The organism is Arthrobacter sp. 2MCAF15 (assembly GCF_052115605.1).
GTDB lineage: Bacteria > Actinomycetota > Actinomycetes > Actinomycetales > Micrococcaceae > Arthrobacter.
Map to the genome: position 1 here is coordinate 15,704 of NZ_JBFRGZ010000001.1, position 15,956 is coordinate 31,659.

At 64.5% G+C, this 15,956-nt stretch carries 11 protein-coding genes; 9 read left to right on the top strand and 2 right to left on the bottom strand.

The window, feature by feature from the left end; translation table 11 throughout:
• Positions 1 to 32: 32 nt before the first annotated feature.
• The 4 genes from ychF (at position 33) to AB4089_RS00095 (ending at position 6,117) form a co-directional block, all read left to right on the top strand.
• Positions 33 to 1,118 carry a redox-regulated ATPase YchF gene (gene ychF, locus AB4089_RS00080; protein WP_441407322.1) on the top strand — a complete coding sequence of 362 codons (1,086 nt, stop codon included), beginning with the start codon at positions 33 to 35 and terminating at the stop codon, positions 1,116 to 1,118.
• 338 nt (positions 1,119 to 1,456) lie between these two features.
• On the top strand, positions 1,457 to 3,238 hold the full coding sequence (locus AB4089_RS00085) for an ABC transporter family substrate-binding protein (protein WP_441407323.1): 1,782 nt from the start codon (positions 1,457 to 1,459) through the stop codon (positions 3,236 to 3,238).
• Positions 3,239 to 3,415: 177 nt separating this feature from the next.
• A complete protein-coding gene (locus tag AB4089_RS00090) occupies positions 3,416 to 4,957 on the top strand; it encodes an ABC transporter permease (protein ID WP_441407324.1) in 1,542 nt (513 codons plus the stop codon).
• A 26-nt stretch (positions 4,958 to 4,983) separates the two neighbouring features.
• Entirely contained in the window at positions 4,984 to 6,117 is a 1,134-nt protein-coding gene (locus AB4089_RS00095) for an ABC transporter permease (protein ID WP_441407658.1), read from the top strand.
• A gap of 25 nt (positions 6,118 to 6,142) precedes the next feature.
• Here AB4089_RS00095 and AB4089_RS00100 read toward each other — a convergent pair whose 3' ends face one another.
• A complete protein-coding gene (locus AB4089_RS00100) occupies positions 6,143 to 6,772 on the bottom strand; it encodes a PH domain-containing protein (RefSeq protein WP_441407325.1) in 630 nt (209 codons plus the stop codon).
• 77 nt (positions 6,773 to 6,849) lie between these two features.
• On the opposite strand from AB4089_RS00100, the gene AB4089_RS00105 reads away from it, so the two are divergent.
• From AB4089_RS00105 to AB4089_RS00125, 5 genes are all read left to right on the top strand, one after another.
• Positions 6,850 to 8,676 carry an ABC transporter ATP-binding protein gene (locus AB4089_RS00105; RefSeq protein ID WP_441407326.1) on the top strand — a complete coding sequence of 609 codons (1,827 nt, stop codon included), beginning with the start codon at positions 6,850 to 6,852 and terminating at the stop codon, positions 8,674 to 8,676.
• A gap of 416 nt (positions 8,677 to 9,092) precedes the next feature.
• A complete protein-coding gene (locus AB4089_RS00110) occupies positions 9,093 to 10,733 on the top strand; it encodes a peptide ABC transporter substrate-binding protein (RefSeq protein WP_441407327.1) in 1,641 nt (546 codons plus the stop codon).
• 222 nt (positions 10,734 to 10,955) lie between these two features.
• Positions 10,956 to 11,885 (top strand): ABC transporter permease, encoded by a 930-nt coding sequence (locus AB4089_RS00115; RefSeq protein ID WP_441407328.1) that lies wholly within the window; start codon positions 10,956 to 10,958, stop codon positions 11,883 to 11,885.
• Positions 11,875 to 12,870, top strand: a complete 996-nt coding sequence (locus tag AB4089_RS00120; protein ID WP_441407329.1) for an ABC transporter permease — start codon at positions 11,875 to 11,877, stop codon at positions 12,868 to 12,870. Before AB4089_RS00115 ends, AB4089_RS00120 begins: the two co-directional genes overlap by 11 nt.
• A gap of 11 nt (positions 12,871 to 12,881) precedes the next feature.
• Positions 12,882 to 14,603, top strand: coding sequence for a dipeptide ABC transporter ATP-binding protein (locus AB4089_RS00125; RefSeq protein ID WP_441407330.1), 1,722 nt, complete (start codon positions 12,882 to 12,884; stop codon positions 14,601 to 14,603).
• A gap of 219 nt (positions 14,604 to 14,822) precedes the next feature.
• On the opposite strand, the gene AB4089_RS00130 is transcribed toward AB4089_RS00125, so the two are convergent.
• A complete protein-coding gene (locus AB4089_RS00130) occupies positions 14,823 to 15,740 on the bottom strand; it encodes an SGNH/GDSL hydrolase family protein (RefSeq protein WP_441407331.1) in 918 nt (305 codons plus the stop codon).
• Between the last annotated feature and the right edge of the window lie 216 nt (positions 15,741 to 15,956).

A 15,956-nucleotide genomic window follows, 5' to 3' on the forward strand; every position in this document is an offset into this window, starting at 1 on the left:
ATCTCCCGCGGGTGCGGGTAGAATATATGCTCGTGGCACTTACTATTGGCATCGTCGGACTGCCCAACGTCGGCAAATCAACCCTTTTCAACGCATTGACCCGTAACCAGGTCCTCGCGGCGAACTACCCGTTCGCCACGATCGAGCCCAACATCGGCGTCGTGAACCTGCCGGACGCCCGGCTCGAAAAGCTCGCCGGCATCTTCGGCTCCGCGCGCCTGCTGCCCGCCGCCGTGTCCTTCGTGGACATCGCAGGCATCGTCAAGGGCGCCTCCGAGGGCGAAGGCCTGGGCAACCAGTTCCTCGCCAACATCCGCGAGGCCGAGGCCATTGCGCAGGTTGTCCGCGTGTTCGATGACCCGGACGTCATCCACGTCGACGGCAAGGTCGATCCCAGCTCCGACATGGAGACGATCAACACCGAGCTGATCCTGGCGGATCTGCAGACGATCGAAAAAGCCATCCCCAGGATCGAAAAAGAAGTAAAGATCAAGAAGCGGGAGGCGGCCGAGCTGGCAGCCATCCTGGCGGCGCAGGCCGTGCTGGAACGCGGCGACACCATTTTCTCCTCCATCAAGAGCGACAAGCTGGAGATGGAGCACCTCAAGGAACTCGGCCTGCTGACGGCCAAGCCCTTCATCTACGTCTTCAACGCCGACGAGGGAATCCTCGGCAACCCGGAGAAGCAGGCTGAACTGCGTGCCCTCGTGGCCCCGGCAGACGCCATCTTCCTGGACGCCAAGCTCGAGTCCGACCTGGTCGAGCTCGACGAGGCGGAAGCCCGCGAAATGCTGGAAATGAACGGCCAGGATGAATCCGGGCTGGACCAGCTGGCCCGCGTCGGCTTCCACACCCTGGGACTGCAGACCTACCTCACGGCCGGCCCCAAGGAAACCCGTGCATGGACCATCCGCCAGGGCGACACCGCCCCGCAGGCGGCCGGCGTGATCCACTCCGATTTCCAGCGCGGTTTCATCAAGGCCGAAGTCGTCTCGTTCGACGACCTCATCGAGGCCGGCTCCATGGCTGAGGCGAAAGCCCGCGGCAAGGTCAGGATCGAAGGCAAGGAATACATCATGGCCGACGGCGACGTGGTCGAATTCCGCTTCAACGTCTAACAGCTCACCGCCCGGCGGAGCGGTAATTCAGCCAAGTAATTAAGGATTAACTGGAGGCCCCGATTTTCGGATCGGGGCCTTTTCCTGTGTCCGGCTCTTTTATCCTTTTGTTACGCCGCCGTCAACGCTTTTGTGGAAAGCTGGCCTTGCGGAACTTGTCCAATGTTGCAGCTCGGTAACGAACTTTACAGTGAGTCAACTTTGGTGGCTCCGAGTGGCATTTGGGGATTACGCTTCATGCCATGTGAGACGGGCCACACTGCCGCTGGGGGAGTGTGGACGTCTGTCTGGTGCCTTTGGCGCCGGTCTCACCCACACCACAGAAACAAGGAGGCGGAATGCGCTTGGGTCGTATTTCCAAAGCAGTGGGCGTGGCGGCAGCAGCTGCCATCGCCCTCAGCGCCTGCGCAGGCAACAGCGGCGGGACAACCCCGACCACTGCGGCCGCAGCAAGCAAGCAAGGCGGATCGGCAACCGTAGTAGAGGTCAACGCGTTCAACACGTTCAACCCGAACACGGCTGACGGAAACACTGACATCAACTCGAAGATCAGTTACGCCACCCACTCGGGCTTCTTCTACATCGACAACAAGCTCAACGTTGTCCGCAACGAGAAGTTCGGCAAGATGGAAAAGGTCTCTGACGATCCGCTGACGGTCAAATACACCATCAACGACGGCGTGAAGTGGTCAGATGGAACGCCCGTCACCGCAGCCGACCTTGTGCTGCAGTGGGCCGCTTTCTCCGGCTACTACAACGACGCCGATGCGGCCGCGAAGACCGGAACGTCCTACTTCTCATACGCCGGTGACCCCACCGGCATTGGCCTCACCGACTTCCCGGAACTCGGCGACGACGGCCGCAGCATGACGCTGAAGTACTCCAAGCCGTTCGCGGACTGGGAAATCGCCATCGGCGGCCCCGGCATCGACATCCCGGCCCACGTCCTCGCCAAGAAGGCCGGCCTGGCCGACACCAAGGCGTTCATCGACCTGCTCAAGGGCATGCCCCGCGGCGACTCCAAGGCCCCGAAGCCGGCGAACGCGCAGCTGAAGGCCATGGCGGACATGTGGAACACCGGCTTTGACACCAAGACCCTGCCGGCCGACCCGAGCCTCTACCTCTCCAACGGCCCGTTCATCGTCAAGAGCGTCAACCAGGACCAGTCCCTGACCATGGTCAAGAACAAGGACTACAACTGGGGCCCGGAAGCCAACCTGGACGAAATCACCGTCCGCTACATCGGTGAGGCCCCGGCGCAGGTCCAGGCACTGAAGAACGGCGAAGCCGACATCATCGCCCCGCAGGCATCCGCCGACACCGTGGAGCAGCTCAAGGCCCTCGAAAGCCAGGGCGTGACGGTCGACGTCGGAAACCAGCTTGCCTACGACCACATCGACCTGAACTACTCGGGCCCGTTTGCCGACAAGAACGTCCGCGAGGCGTTCATGAAGGCCGTCCCGCGCGCGGACATCGTCGACAAGATCGTCAAGAAGCTCGATCCGAAGGCTGCGCCGCTTGACTCCCAGCTGTTCGTGCCGGACCAGGCCCCGTACGCCGACTCCGTCAAGAACAACGGTTCCTCCGCCTACCAGGGCGTGGACATCGACGGCGCCAAGAAGCTCCTCAACGGTGCCACCCCCGAAGTTCGCATCATGTACAACAAGGACAACCCCAACCGTGTTGACGCCTACTCCCTGATCAGCGAGTCCGCCACCAAGGCCGGCTTCAAGATCGTCGACGGCGGCCTCGGCAAGTCTGACTGGGGCAAGGCCCTCGGTAACGGCAGCTACGACGCCACCATCTTCGGCTGGAGCAACTCCGGCGTCGGTGTCTCCGGCGTTCCGCAGATCTTCAAGTCCGGCAACGACTCCAACTTCAACCAGTTCAGCGATCCCGAAGCCGACAAACTGATGGACGAACTGATTGTCACCACCGACAAGAGCAAGCAGGACGGCCTCGTTGCGCAGATCGACAAGAAGATCTGGGATTCTGCCTACGGCCTTCCGCTGTTCCAGTCGGTTGGCGTGGACGCGTACAGCGACCGCGTCACCGGTGTGAAGTACATGCCGAACCAGACCGGCGTTTGGTGGAACTTCTGGGAATGGGCACAGAAGTAGCCCGCGACCCTAAGTAACACTGCTGGAAAGGCGTCGGGACCACAGTTCTTCGGTCCCGACGCCTTTCTGGCGATATCCTGGCGATGCCGTGGTCCCGCCGCCACATCGGCGGGAACCGGCCAAACTCCGCGACCGGTCCGGGCAATCCCCGGGCCCGAATTCCGAGGTTCTATTCCAATGGTGACCTACATCTTCCGGCGGCTTGTGACTGCCGCCCTCATTCTTCTCGGTGCGTCCTACTTCGTGTATCTCCTGACAGCGGCGTCAGGCGATCCCCTGGAGGAATTCCGCGCCAACAACTCGCCGCAGAAGCAGCAGCTCATCGATTCGAGGACCGAGCTCCTGCAGCTGGACACCCCCGCCCCGCTGCGGTATTTCAAATGGTTCGGCGGCGCGGTTCAGTGCCTCATCCCGTTCGCCAACTCCTGTGACCTCGGGAAAAACATCGCCGGCCAGCCCGTCACCGAGGCCCTCGGCTTCGCGCTCGTCCAGACCCTGACCCTGGTCACCGCGGCCACCGTGCTCGCCATCCTTGTCGGCATCACCCTGGGCATCGTCACCGCCCTGCGGCAGTACAGCACCCTGGACTACGGTGTCACGTTCATGGCCTTCCTGTTCTTCTCCCTGCCGATCTTCTGGGTCGCCGTCCTGCTCAAGGAATTCGGCGCCATCGGCTTCAACAACTTCCTGCGAAACCCCGACGTGCCCCTGACGACGGCGCTCGGCATCGGCGTCATCGTGGGCGCAGTGACAGCCGTGGCGGTGGGCGGAGCGATGCGCCGCCGGCTCCTGGCCGGCGGGGTTGCCTTCGCCTTTATCACCGCGGTGCTCATCTACTTCTCCGCCACTGAGTGGTTCAAGACGCCGGGGCTGGGCCCTGTGGTCATCGCCATCGCCGGCGCCGGCATCGCCTTCGCCGTGACCCTGCTCTCCGCCGGACTGAAAAACCGCAAGGCCCTGCACTCGGCCCTCATCGCCGTCGGCGTCGGCGTCGTTCTGTACTTCGTCCTCCAGCCGCTGCTGAATGAGGCCACGTTCATCATGATCGTGCTGCTGGCGGTCGCCTTTGTCCTGATCGGCGTGGGCATCGGCTACCTGGTGGGCGGTTATGACCGCGGGCAGTCCATGCGGGCGGCAGCCATCACCTCGTTCCTGGTCGGGTTCCTGATCCTGCTGGACAGGTTCATGCAGGCCTGGCCGACCTACTTCAACAACAGTCGTGTGCGGGGCCGCCCCATCGCCACCATCGGTGCCACTACACCGAACATTGAGGGTGACTTCTGGGTTCTGAGCCTCGACTCCTTTACCCACCTGATCCTGCCGACCGTGGCCCTGATCCTTATTTCGCTGGCCAGCTACACTCGGTTCACCCGCTCCTCGATGCTGGAAATCATGAACATGGACTACATCCGCACGGCCCGGGCCAAGGGCCTGAGCGAGCGGACCGTTGTCATGCGCCACGCCTTCCGCAACGCCCTGATCCCGATCGCCACGATCGTCGCCTTCGACATCGGAGCATTGATCGGCGGTGCCGTCATTACCGAAACCGTCTTCTCGGTCCGCGGTATGGGCTTCCTGTTCCTGGACGGGATCGCGCACGTCGATCCCAACCCGGTCATGGGCGTCTTCATCTGCGTCGCCATCACGGCCATGGTCTTCAATCTCATCGCGGACCTGGCCTACTCCGCACTGGATCCGCGCGTAAGGGTAAAATCATGAGCCAGCCAAGCCAGCAGGAAGTCATCATGGCCGAAGATGCAGCCTCGCGGACATCGCCCGCGGCCGGCATTGAGCCGGTCCTCGAGGCCAAGGGCCTCAGTCAGGGCCAGATCGTCCGAAAGCGGTTCCTCGGACACTCCGGCGCCATCATCGGCCTCGTGGTGTTCTCTTTCATTTTCATCCTGGCCTTCACCTCGGTGGGCTTCCTGGGTATCCCGGGCTGGTGGAAGTACACGCACGAGCAGGTCTCACCCCTGGTCAACGACGGCGCACCCACCTCCTCATTGTGGCCGTTGGCCTGGGGCGAACATCCGTTCGGCCAGGACCGGATCGGCCGTGACCTCTTCGCCATGACCATGCGCGGCGCGCAGCAGTCCATCACCATCATGCTTGTGATCGGCCTCCTCGCCGGCCTGATCGGCGTGGTGGTCGGGGCCATCTCCGGCTACTTCCGGGGCTGGGCCGAAGCCATCCTGATGCGCCTGACCGACGTCATCATCATCATTCCCGCACTGTTGCTGGCCGCCGTCATGGCGCAGCTCGCGGGCCGCCGGGACCAGGGGAGCTGGTTCGCCTCCTTTGCCAGCACCAACGGCGTCCTGGCCCTCGGTATCTTCCTGGGCCTGATCAGCTGGGTCGCCCTAGCCCGCCTGATGCGCGGCGAATTCCTTTCACTGCGCGAACGCGAGTTCGTGGATGCGGCCCGGATTTCGGGCGCCAGCAACGCCAGGATCATCTTCAAGCACATCCTGCCCAACGCCGTCGGCGTGCTGATCGTGAATGTGACCCTGACGATGTCCGCGGCGATCCTCACCGAAACGGCCCTGAGCTACCTCGGCGTCGGCGTCCATGCCCCGGACACCTCACTGGGCCTGCTCATCTCCCAGAACCAGCAGGCCTTCTCTACCCGGCCCTGGCTCTTCTGGTACCCGGGCCTGTTCATCGTGCTCATCTGCCTCAGCATCAACTTCATCGGCGACGGCCTGCGGGACGCCTTTGACCCGCGGCAGAAGAAGTTCAACGCCAAAAAGGCCAAGGCCGTGGCAGCCCCCGCGGTGCAGGCAGGTGACCTCACGGACCTCGACGGAACTGAAGCCGAGGAAAGCAGGTCCGAGGGATTCCGGCCCGGGCCTCCGGCTGATGGATCAAAGGGCCTCTAAGATGCCGGCCCCGTGCAGGACCACGCTACCTGGCGGTCACCGCCAGGTAGCTGGCCGCGAGGAGCAGTACGACGGCGCCGATCGCCACCCAGCGGACCGTGACTGTCACGGCGGCGCTGGCGGCGTCGCCGTCGTCGAGCTTCCCGCCCTCCACCAGATCATGCCATCGGGCCCGCACCAGCATGGCGGCCTGGCCGGAGTCCGTGGTCTTCAGGTCGCCGGGACGGACCGACTTGCCGGGACCGTACGTGGTGGCCGGCAGGCCGCGGAGATCTTCCGGGCGGGCGTGGCGCCCGCCCCAGATGCCCGGGGCGGGTGCTGCCCAGGACGTGTAGCTCTTCCCGGCCGTGACCAGGGTCAGCGCGAAGCGCGTATCGACGTGCACCAGCGCGGCCCACGGGACCTCGACCGAGCGGAACGGATTTTCCAGGGTGACCCCGGCGTCGTGGACCACCACGGACGGCATCCAGAACAGCAGCCAGCCCATGAAGGCAACAAAGGCCAGCGGGGCGATGCCCGCCAGCGCCCCCGGACCTGCCATGACGACCGTAGCCACGACGCCGAACCCGGCCACCGCCCAGGACAGCCACGCGAACCATTTGTTCGTGCGTGCTTTGAAGACTTCAACATTTCCGGCATGCGGCGCAGAGCTCATGCCCCCAATAATTCAGTATTCCGAGCCGCAGCACTAATCCCCGGTGCACCGGCGGCCCGGCGGAAGGATAGCCCATCATGACTGACTTCATCACCCTCGATCCGCCGGCAGCACCCGCGCCCGGCAAAGGCGACGCCGTCCTGGAGGTCCGGGACCTCAGCGTGGATTTCGGCGTGGACAAAAAATGGGTTCCGGCCGCGATCGGACTCAACTACGAGGTCCGGGCCGGTGAAGTCCTCGCCATCGTGGGGGAGTCCGGGTCCGGAAAAAGCGCCAGTTCCATGGCGCTGCTGGGCCTGCTGCCCAGTAACAGCCGTGTGACGGGAAGTGTCAAGCTCGCCGGCCGGGAACTTTTGGGGAGCAACGCGGCCAATATCCGTGCCGTGCGCGGCAAGGACGTTGCGGTGATCTTCCAGGAGCCGATGACGGCCCTGAACCCGGTCTACACCGTCGGGGCCCAGATCGTGGAAACTGTGCGCCTGCACAACGAGGTTTCGCCGGACGAAGCCCGACTCCGTGCCCTGCGCATGCTCGAACTTGTGGAACTGCCCGATCCGGAAAAGGCCTTCCGGTCCTACCCGCACCAGCTTTCCGGCGGCCAGCGCCAGCGCGCCATGATCGCCCAGTCGCTCTCCTGCGACCCCAAGCTGCTCATTGCCGATGAGCCCACCACGGCCCTGGATGTGACTGTCCAGGCTGAAATCCTTGACCTCATGCGCAACCTGCGGAACAAACTGGACAGCGCCATTGTGCTCATCACCCACGACATGGGGGTGGTGGCGGACCTCGCCGACCGGATCGCCGTCATGCGCAAGGGCCTGATCGTGGAAACAGGGACCGCAGCGCAGATCTTCCACAACCCGCAGCACGAATACACCCAGGCCTTGCTGGCTGCGGTCCCTCACCTGGGCCAGGGCGGCTCGGATTCCGTGGCGGACGTGGACGTCACCGCCGCCCTCGCCGCCGCGACCCACGCGGAAATCCTCTCCATCCCGGAAGACGAGCTGATCCGGCGGGAGCGGGAGAACGCCGCCGCACTGGCCTTGGCCGAGGCGGCCAAGCCGAAGGGCGAACCGGTTCTGGAGCTCACCGACGTCGCCATCGAGTACCCGAAGCAGGGCCGGGTGCCGGCCTTCCGGGCCGTCGAAGGGGCCAACCTGGTCATCTACCCCGGACAGGTGGTAGGCCTTGTCGGCGAGTCGGGTTCGGGCAAGACCACGATCGGCCGGGCCGCCGTCGGCCTGCTCCCGGTGGCAGCAGGCACCATGAAGGTCGTGGGGCAGGACATTTCCGCCGCCAAGAAGAACGGCCGCCAGCTCCAGGAAATGCGCCGGCACGTCGGCATGGTGTTCCAGGACCCGTCGTCCTCACTGAACCCGAGGCTGCCCATCGGGGAAAGCATCGGGGAGCCGATGTTCCTGTCCGGAGTCGCGAAGGGCGCAGAACTGCAGCACCGGATCGAGGCACTCCTGGACCAGGTGGAGCTCCCCCGGGACTACCGCAACCGCTACCCGCACGAGCTCTCCGGCGGGCAGAAGCAGCGCGTGGGGATCGCACGCGCCCTCTCGCTCAAGCCGAAGCTGATGGTCGCCGACGAACCCACCTCTGCCCTGGATGTCTCGGTTCAGGCCAGGGTGCTCGATCTCTTCCAGAACCTGCAGAAGGAACTGGGGTTCGCCTGCCTGTTCGTCACCCACGACCTCGCGGTGGTGGACGTGCTCGCGGACCGGATCTGCGTCATGCAGCGCGGCAGGATCGTGGAACAGGGGACCCGGGACCAGATCCTCCGCAACCCGCAGGAGCCCTACACCCAGCGGCTCCTGGCGGCAGTTCCGCTGCCGGACCCGGACAAGCAGCGGGAGCGCCGCGAACTGCGCGCACAGCTACTTTCCGGCGCCAGCTGACGGAGCTTGCGGCGGGCCCCGGCCGGTTCTGCGCCGGGGCCTTCGCGGGGCCCGCGACGGCCCCACGAAGGGTTCTGCTGAGGGTCCCGGTGAGGGCTCTGGGGACGGTTCTGGACTGGGTTCCTCAGCGGGTCCTGCGGCCCGTTCTGGGGCCGAATTCCAGTTAATTGAGGGTAACCGGGATCACATGCGGGCGTATACTACCAGCCGGTAGCGTGTGACTTGAAATACGTCGCGCTTGACGTTAACCGTCATGAAATTGTCGAGTCACGGTTTGGCAACGGAGTTCCAACATTTGGACAGTTAAGGGCTAGGCTACTTCCATATGAAGCACGTCACAGGGGATACCCCTGTGCCTGCTTGCGGGGAAGCATAAGTTTTTCCCTCACGAACTCCCACAACTCATAGGAGGCGGAATGCGTTTTTCGCGCACTTCCAAAGCACTGGGCATGGTGGCTATCGCCGCCCTCGCCCTGACCGGATGCGGTGCCAGCGGCTCCGCAACCGGTAGCGGCAGTACCGGCGGAGACACCACCAAGGTGATCCTCGCCGATGGCTCCGAACCCCAGCGTCCCCTCATGCCGGCCGACACCAACGAGGTCGGTGGCGGCAAGGTCATCGACATGATCTTCGCGGGCCTGGTCAGCTACGACCCCAGCGGCAAGCCGGTCAACGAACTCGCCGAGTCCATCGAGGGCAAGGACGGCCAGCACTTCACCATCAAGGTCAAGAAGGACCAGAAGTTCACGAACGGCGAGGCCATCACGGCCAAGACCTTCGTCGATTCCTGGAACTTCGGTGCAGCAGCCAAGAACGCTCAGCTCAGCGGAGGCTTCTTCGAAAGCATCAAGGGCTACGACGAAGCCAGCGCAGAAGGCTCCACCGTCGACACCATGTCCGGCCTGAAGGTCGTTGACGACCAGACGTTCACCGTCGAACTGAAGCAGCCGGAATCTGACTGGCCGCTTCGCCTGGGCTACACCGCGTTTGTTCCGGTTCCCTCCGGCGCGCTGAAGGACCCGAAGGGCTTCGGCGAGAAGCCGGTCGGCAACGGCCCGTACAAGCTTGCGGACGGCGGCTGGCAGCACAACGTGCAGATCCAGCTCGTTCCGAACCCGGACTACAACGGCCCGCGCAAGGCCAAGAACGCCGGCGTGACCTTCAAGATCTACCAGAACGACGACTCGGCGTACCAGGACCTGATGTCCAACAACCTGGACATCCTGCAGACGATTCCGACCAGCGCTCTGAAGAACTTCAAGTCTGACCTCGGCGACCGCACCATCAACAAGCCGTACGCAGGCAACCAGACCATCGCCATCCCGGAATACCTGCCGGAGTGGAGCGGCGAGGCCGGCAAGCTCCGTCGCCAGGCCATCTCCATGGCCATCAACCGCGATGAGATCACCAAGGTGATCTTCAACGGTGCACGCCAGCCTGCCAAGGACTTCACGGCTCCCGTGCTTGACGGCTACAGCGACGCGGTCGCCGGTGCCGACAACCTCAAGTTTGACGCCACCAAGGCCAAGGAAGCCTGGACCAAGGCCGACGCGATCCAGAAGTGGGACGCCAACGAGACCTTCACCATCGCCTACAACGCCGACAAGGGCGGACACAAGGCCTGGGTTGAAGCAGTGGTTAACCAGCTCAAGAACACGCTCGGCATCAAGGTTGAAGGCAAGCCGTACGCCACCTTCAAGGAAGCCCGCAACGACGCTACCGCCAAGACCCTCACCGGCTCCATCCGTGCCGGCTGGCAGGCAGACTACCCGTCGCTGTACAACTTCCTCGGCCCGATCTACAAGACCGGTGCCGGCTCCAACGACGCCAACTACGCCAACCCGACGTTCGACAAGGCCATCTCCGACGGCCTGAACGCCTCCTCGGTCAGCGACGGCAACAAGGCCATGAACAAGGCCCAGGAGATCCTTCTCCAGGACCTGCCGGCCATCCCCCTGTGGTACCAGGTTGCCCAGGGCGGCTGGAGCGACAAGGTCACCAACGTTGACTACGGCTGGGACGGCGTCCCGCTGTACTACAACGTCACCGGTAAGTAACAACTAAGCGACGGCGGGGGCCGCCCTTACTGGGGCCTCCGCCGTCGTCGTGTTTTCCCACCATTTATTTTCTTTATGCCCGGCACTTCGGGCGAACTTTTCGCAGCCCTGCCGCCGTGAGTGAACCGGCGCCGGCCTGCATCCATAGTGAAAAGGTTCTTTGATGAACAACTCCGCCGCATCCCTGGACAGGATGCCTGCCAACGAGGGTGTGACTCGCTGATGTCGACATACATCCTCAAGCGTTTCCTGCAATTGATTCCCGTCTTCCTGGGCGCAACACTGCTGGTCTACTTCCTGGTCTTCAGCCTGCCCGGGGACCCCATCGTGGCACTGTTCGGCGACAAGCCGGTGAACGAGGCCGTGGCAGCCAAGCTGCGTATGCAGTACCACCTTGACCAGCCGTTCTGGATGCAATACCTGCTCTACCTCAAGAGCATCTTCACGTTTGACCTCGGCCAGGACTTCTCCGGACGCCCCATCGCGGCCGTGCTTGGCGAGGTCTTCCCCGTCACGGCGCGTCTGGCCATCATGGCCCTGATCTTCGAGGCATTTTTTGGCATCATCTTTGGCCTGATCGCAGGCCTGCGCAAGGGCAAGCTGTTTGACGCGACGGTACTGGTCGCTTCCCTGATCGTGATCGGTATCCCGATCTTCGTTCTGGGCTTCCTGCTGCAGTTCACCATCGGCGTCCAGCTCGGCTGGGCCAAACCGACCGTCAGTTCCGCCGCGACCATCCCGGACCTCATCCTGCCGGCGATCGTGCTCGGCCTGGGATCCTTCGCCTATGTCCTGCGCCTGACCCGCACGTCCGTCATCGAAAACATGAACGCCGACTACGTGCGCACCGCCACCGCCAAGGGCCTCTCCCGGTTCCAGGTGGTCCGCACCCACATCCTGCGCAACTCCCTGATTCCCGTCATCACCTTCCTGGGTGCCGACCTTGGCGCCCTGATGGGCGGCGCGATCGTCACGGAGGGCATCTTCAACGTCCCGGGCGTCGGCAACCGGCTTTACCGGGCCGTGCTGTCCGGGGAAGGGCCCACGGTGGTTTCGATCGTCACCGTCCTGGTGCTGATCTACTGCCTGTCCAACCTGCTCGTTGACCTGCTTTACGGCTGGCTTGACCCGAGGATCCGTTATGACTCCTGAGAACACCACCACCGCACGGCACGCCACCGGCACCCGTCCGGTCCGCCGGTCCGAGCACTTCGTGGCCGATGTTTCCGAGACCCCGCTCCAGGTAACGGACCGGGTCAAGGACGAAGCCGCACCGCTGAGCCTTTGGGGCGAGGCCTGGAAGAACCTGCGTAAGCAGCCGCTCTTCCTCATCTCCGCATTCCTGATCCTGGTGGTCGTGGCCGTCTCCCTCTTCCCGGGCCTCTTCTCCCCGATCGACCCGTCCTCGGAGGCATGCCAGCTGGCCAACTCCGACGCCGGCCCCGCCGCAGGCCACCCGCTGGGCTTTACCCAGCTCGGCTGCGACGTCTACGCCCGCGTCATCTTCGGTACGCGGTCCTCGGTGACCGTGGGCCTCTTCACCACCATCGGGGTGCTGCTGATTGGCGGGATCCTGGGCGCGGTGGCCGGTTACTACGGCGGCTGGATCGACTCCATCCTTGCCCGCATCAATGACATCTTCTTCGCCCTGCCCCTGATCCTGGGCGCGATCGTGCTCATGCAGCTGCCGATGTTCCGTACCAACCGTACGGTCTGGACGCTGGTGGTCATCCTGGTTGCCTTCGGCTGGCCACAGATCGCACGCATCACCCGCGGCGCCGTCATCGAGGTCCGCAATGCCGACTTCGTCACGGCCGCCCGGTCCCTGGGCGTCTCGAAGTTCGGTGCCCTCATGCGCCACGTCCTGCCGAACTCGCTGGCCCCGATCATCGTCGTGGCCACCATCTCCCTGGGCACGTTCATCGTGGCCGAATCCACGCTGTCCTTCCTCGGCATTGGGCTGCCGCCCAGCGTCATGTCCTGGGGCAACGACATCCAGGCGGCACAGGCCTCGCTCCGGTCCAACCCGATGCCGCTGCTCTACCCGGCCATCGCCCTGTCCATCACCGTCCTGAGCTTCATCATGCTGGGCGACGCCCTGCGTGATGCCCTCGATCCCAAAGCGCGCAAGCGATGAAAGGGGACACCATGAGCGCCTCTGTTGGATTCCAGGAGGCGGAGTACGCCACCGAGCGTCCGCTGCTGGAAATCAAGGACCTCGCCATCGGTTTCACCACCAGCAACGGCCCGGTCAACGCCGTCCGCAACGCCCACCTCACCATCATGCCGGGCGAAACCGTCGCGATTGTGGGCGAGTCGGGCTCCGGCAAGTCCACTACCGCGCTGGCGGCCATCGGCCTGCTGCCCGGCAACGGCCGCGTCACCGCGGGCCAGATCTTCTTCGACGGCGAGGACATCTCCAACGCCAGCGAAAAGCGGATGATCGAACTGCGCGGCAACAGCATCGGCATGGTCCCGCAGGACCCGATGTCCAACCTCAACCCGGTGTGGAAGATCGGCGACCAGGTCCGCGAGACGCTGAAGGCCAACGGCCTGCCCAGCGGCCCCGACGACGTCGCAAAGGTCCTGTCCCAGGCCGGGCTGCCGGACGCCGCCAGCCGGGCCAAGCAGTACCCCCACGAGTTCTCCGGCGGCATGCGCCAGCGCGCGCTGATCGCGATCGGGCTCTCCTGCCAGCCGCGCCTGCTCATCGCGGACGAGCCGACGTCGGCTCTCGATGTCACCGTGCAGCGCCAGATCCTCGATCACCTGGACAAGATGACCACGGAACTGGGCACCGCGGTGCTGCTGATCACCCACGACCTCGGCCTCGCTGCCGAGCGCGCCGACCAGGTAGTGGTCATGTACCGCGGCCAGGTTGTCGAGTCCGGGCCCTCGCTGGAGCTGCTGCAGAACCCGCAGCACCCCTACACCCAGCGGCTGGTCGCCTCGGCGCCGTCGCTGGCGTCCCGGCGCATCCAGGCCGCCAAGGAACTGGGCGTGGAAACCGATGACATGCTCGCCCCGACCGAGACCGGCGTGGTTGAACCGTCCAAGACCGATGACGTCCTGCAGATCCAGAACCTGCGGAAGGTCTTCAAGCTGCGCTCGGGCCTGGGCAAGTCCTTGGACTTCACCGCCGTCGACGACGTCTCCTTCAATGTCAAGCGGGGAACCACGACGGCGATCGTGGGGGAGTCGGGCTCCGGCAAGTCCACCGTGGCCCAGATGGTCCTGAACCTCCTGACGCCGACCTCCGGCAAGATCATCTTCGACGGCGTGGACACCTCCACGCTGAACAGCAAGGAGATCTTCGCCTTCAGGCGCCGCGTGCAGCCGATCTTCCAGGACCCGTACGGTTCCCTGGACCCGATGTACAACATCTTCAGGACCATCGAGGAGCCGCTGCGGACCCACAAGATCGGGGACAAGGCCAGCCGCGAGAAGAAGGTCCGGGAACTGCTGGACCAGGTGGCGCTGCCGCAGTCCACCATGCAGCGGTACCCGAATGAGCTCTCCGGCGGCCAGCGCCAGCGTGTCGCGATCGCTCGCGCCCTGGCCCTGGACCCCGAAGTGATCATCTGCGACGAGGCCGTGTCGGCACTGGATGTGCTGGTGCAGGCCCAGGTGCTGAACCTGCTCGCCGAACTGCAGTCCCGGCTCGGCCTGACCTACCTGTTCATCACGCACGACCTCGCAGTGGTCCGGCAGATCGCCGACCACGTGTGCGTCATGGAGAAGGGCAAGCTGGTGGAGACGGGTTCAACGGACGACGTCTTCGAGTCGCCGCAGCGCGAGTACACGAAGGCGCTGCTCAACGCCATCCCCGGCGCGGGACTCATGCTTCCGCCGGAAGTGGAAGTGGCCTGAGCGCCTGCTTTTCGTAGGGCTTGACCAAGTCTGCCGTTAGCAGCAAAGGAGCCGGTGTCCGACCCGTTGGGGGCGGACACCGGCTCCTTTGCTGTGCGGGGTGCTGTGTTGGCTCTTGCTGTGTGAGCCACGATCCCAGGGCTTGCCTGGCGCCTGCGCCGGTGCTGTCCGGCGTCGGCCGTTCCTGCGCTGGCTGGTCCGGCGTCGGCTGGTCCGGCGCTAGCGGGACAAGTCGGAGAGCGTGCCGGGGGCCCGGTACTGAAGTCCCATGGACGCCAGTTGCTTGCCGAAGACGACGCCGAGGGCCGTGTGGCCCTGCCTGTTCAGGTGGACACGGTCCGCCATGGAGCCGGTAAGGCTGTAACGGGTAAGCCAGTCTCCGGCGCTGACGAACGGCAGTCCGTGCCGGGCTGCAACGTGGCCGAGGAGCGTGTCTACCTCGGTGCGGCGGCCGCCGCCGTAGTGGGCGCCGCGCGCAAGCGTGCCGACCATGAGCACCCGGGCGGCGGGGTAGCGCTGCTGGATGCTGGTGATCAGCCGCTCGGCGTTGGCGACGATCTGTGCGTCAGATGCGCCGCGCGCGGCGTCGTTCCCGCCGCCTTCGATCACGACGAGCGGGGGCGTACCGTATGGAAGTTTCCAGTCGCCGCGCTGGAGCGCATCGATGTAGTTGCCGGTGGTGCCGTTCGACGCCACGAAGCCCGTGCCGCCGCGGCCGCAGAAGAAGACCTTGTACCCCGCCGCCGCCAGCCCCTGCCTGGGCCAGCCATAGGCCGGTTCCGATTGTGAGTCGCCGATCAGCACGGCGGTAGTGCTGGTGTCCTTGACAATAATCTCGGTGCGGCCGTTGGCAGGATTGCGGTAGCTCGAACCGCCGGGCAGATTCGCGGGATCGATGCTGGCCCCGATCCGGGTCTTCGCCGCAGAGCCAGCGGCCACCGGCATGCCGGCGCCATTGGAGCCGGCGGAAGATCCGGCGTCGGAGGAACCGGCGTTGGACGAGCCCGCGTAGGACGATCCCGCGCCGAAAGAGCCTGCGTCAGGCGCAGGTGAAGAGGTCTGCCCGCAGCCGCCAAGAACTACGCCTACGGCGATCATCTTTGCGACAAAGCGGGACAGGGCCGAGGCGTTTCGCATGAATGTCTCCGGGCTTGCTTGCTGCTATCAGAGCAATGATGGGCCATGGGCGCACGAAAATCCAGTGACTTTACTCACAAGTAATAATCGACTTCCGCGCGTCCGTCATCCCGCGGCGACGACGCAAGGGCCGGCCGCCGGATCGCATTTTAGGCCAATAAATGACCTAGCGTTTAGAATGGTAGTAGGTGCCCTGTGCCAAAGGGACTTATCCGT

Excerpts from the sequence above, each read along its gene's own strand:
- AB4089_RS00085 (WP_441407323.1), top strand. The coding sequence starts at position 1,457 with ATGCGCTTGGGTCGTATTTCCAAAGCAGTGGGCGTGGCGGCAGCAGCT.
- AB4089_RS00090 (WP_441407324.1), top strand. The coding sequence starts at position 3,416 with ATGGTGACCTACATCTTCCGGCGGCTTGTGACTGCCGCCCTCATTCTT.
- AB4089_RS00095 (WP_441407658.1), top strand. The coding sequence starts at position 4,984 with ATGGCCGAAGATGCAGCCTCGCGGACATCGCCCGCGGCCGGCATTGAG.
- AB4089_RS00100 (WP_441407325.1), bottom strand. The coding sequence starts at position 6,772 with ATGAGCTCTGCGCCGCATGCCGGAAATGTTGAAGTCTTCAAAGCACGC.
- AB4089_RS00105 (WP_441407326.1), top strand. The coding sequence starts at position 6,850 with ATGACTGACTTCATCACCCTCGATCCGCCGGCAGCACCCGCGCCCGGC.
- AB4089_RS00110 (WP_441407327.1), top strand. The coding sequence starts at position 9,093 with ATGCGTTTTTCGCGCACTTCCAAAGCACTGGGCATGGTGGCTATCGCC.
- AB4089_RS00115 (WP_441407328.1), top strand. The coding sequence starts at position 10,956 with ATGTCGACATACATCCTCAAGCGTTTCCTGCAATTGATTCCCGTCTTC.
- AB4089_RS00120 (WP_441407329.1), top strand. The coding sequence starts at position 11,875 with ATGACTCCTGAGAACACCACCACCGCACGGCACGCCACCGGCACCCGT.
- AB4089_RS00125 (WP_441407330.1), top strand. The coding sequence starts at position 12,882 with ATGAGCGCCTCTGTTGGATTCCAGGAGGCGGAGTACGCCACCGAGCGT.
- AB4089_RS00130 (WP_441407331.1), bottom strand. The coding sequence starts at position 15,740 with ATGCGAAACGCCTCGGCCCTGTCCCGCTTTGTCGCAAAGATGATCGCC.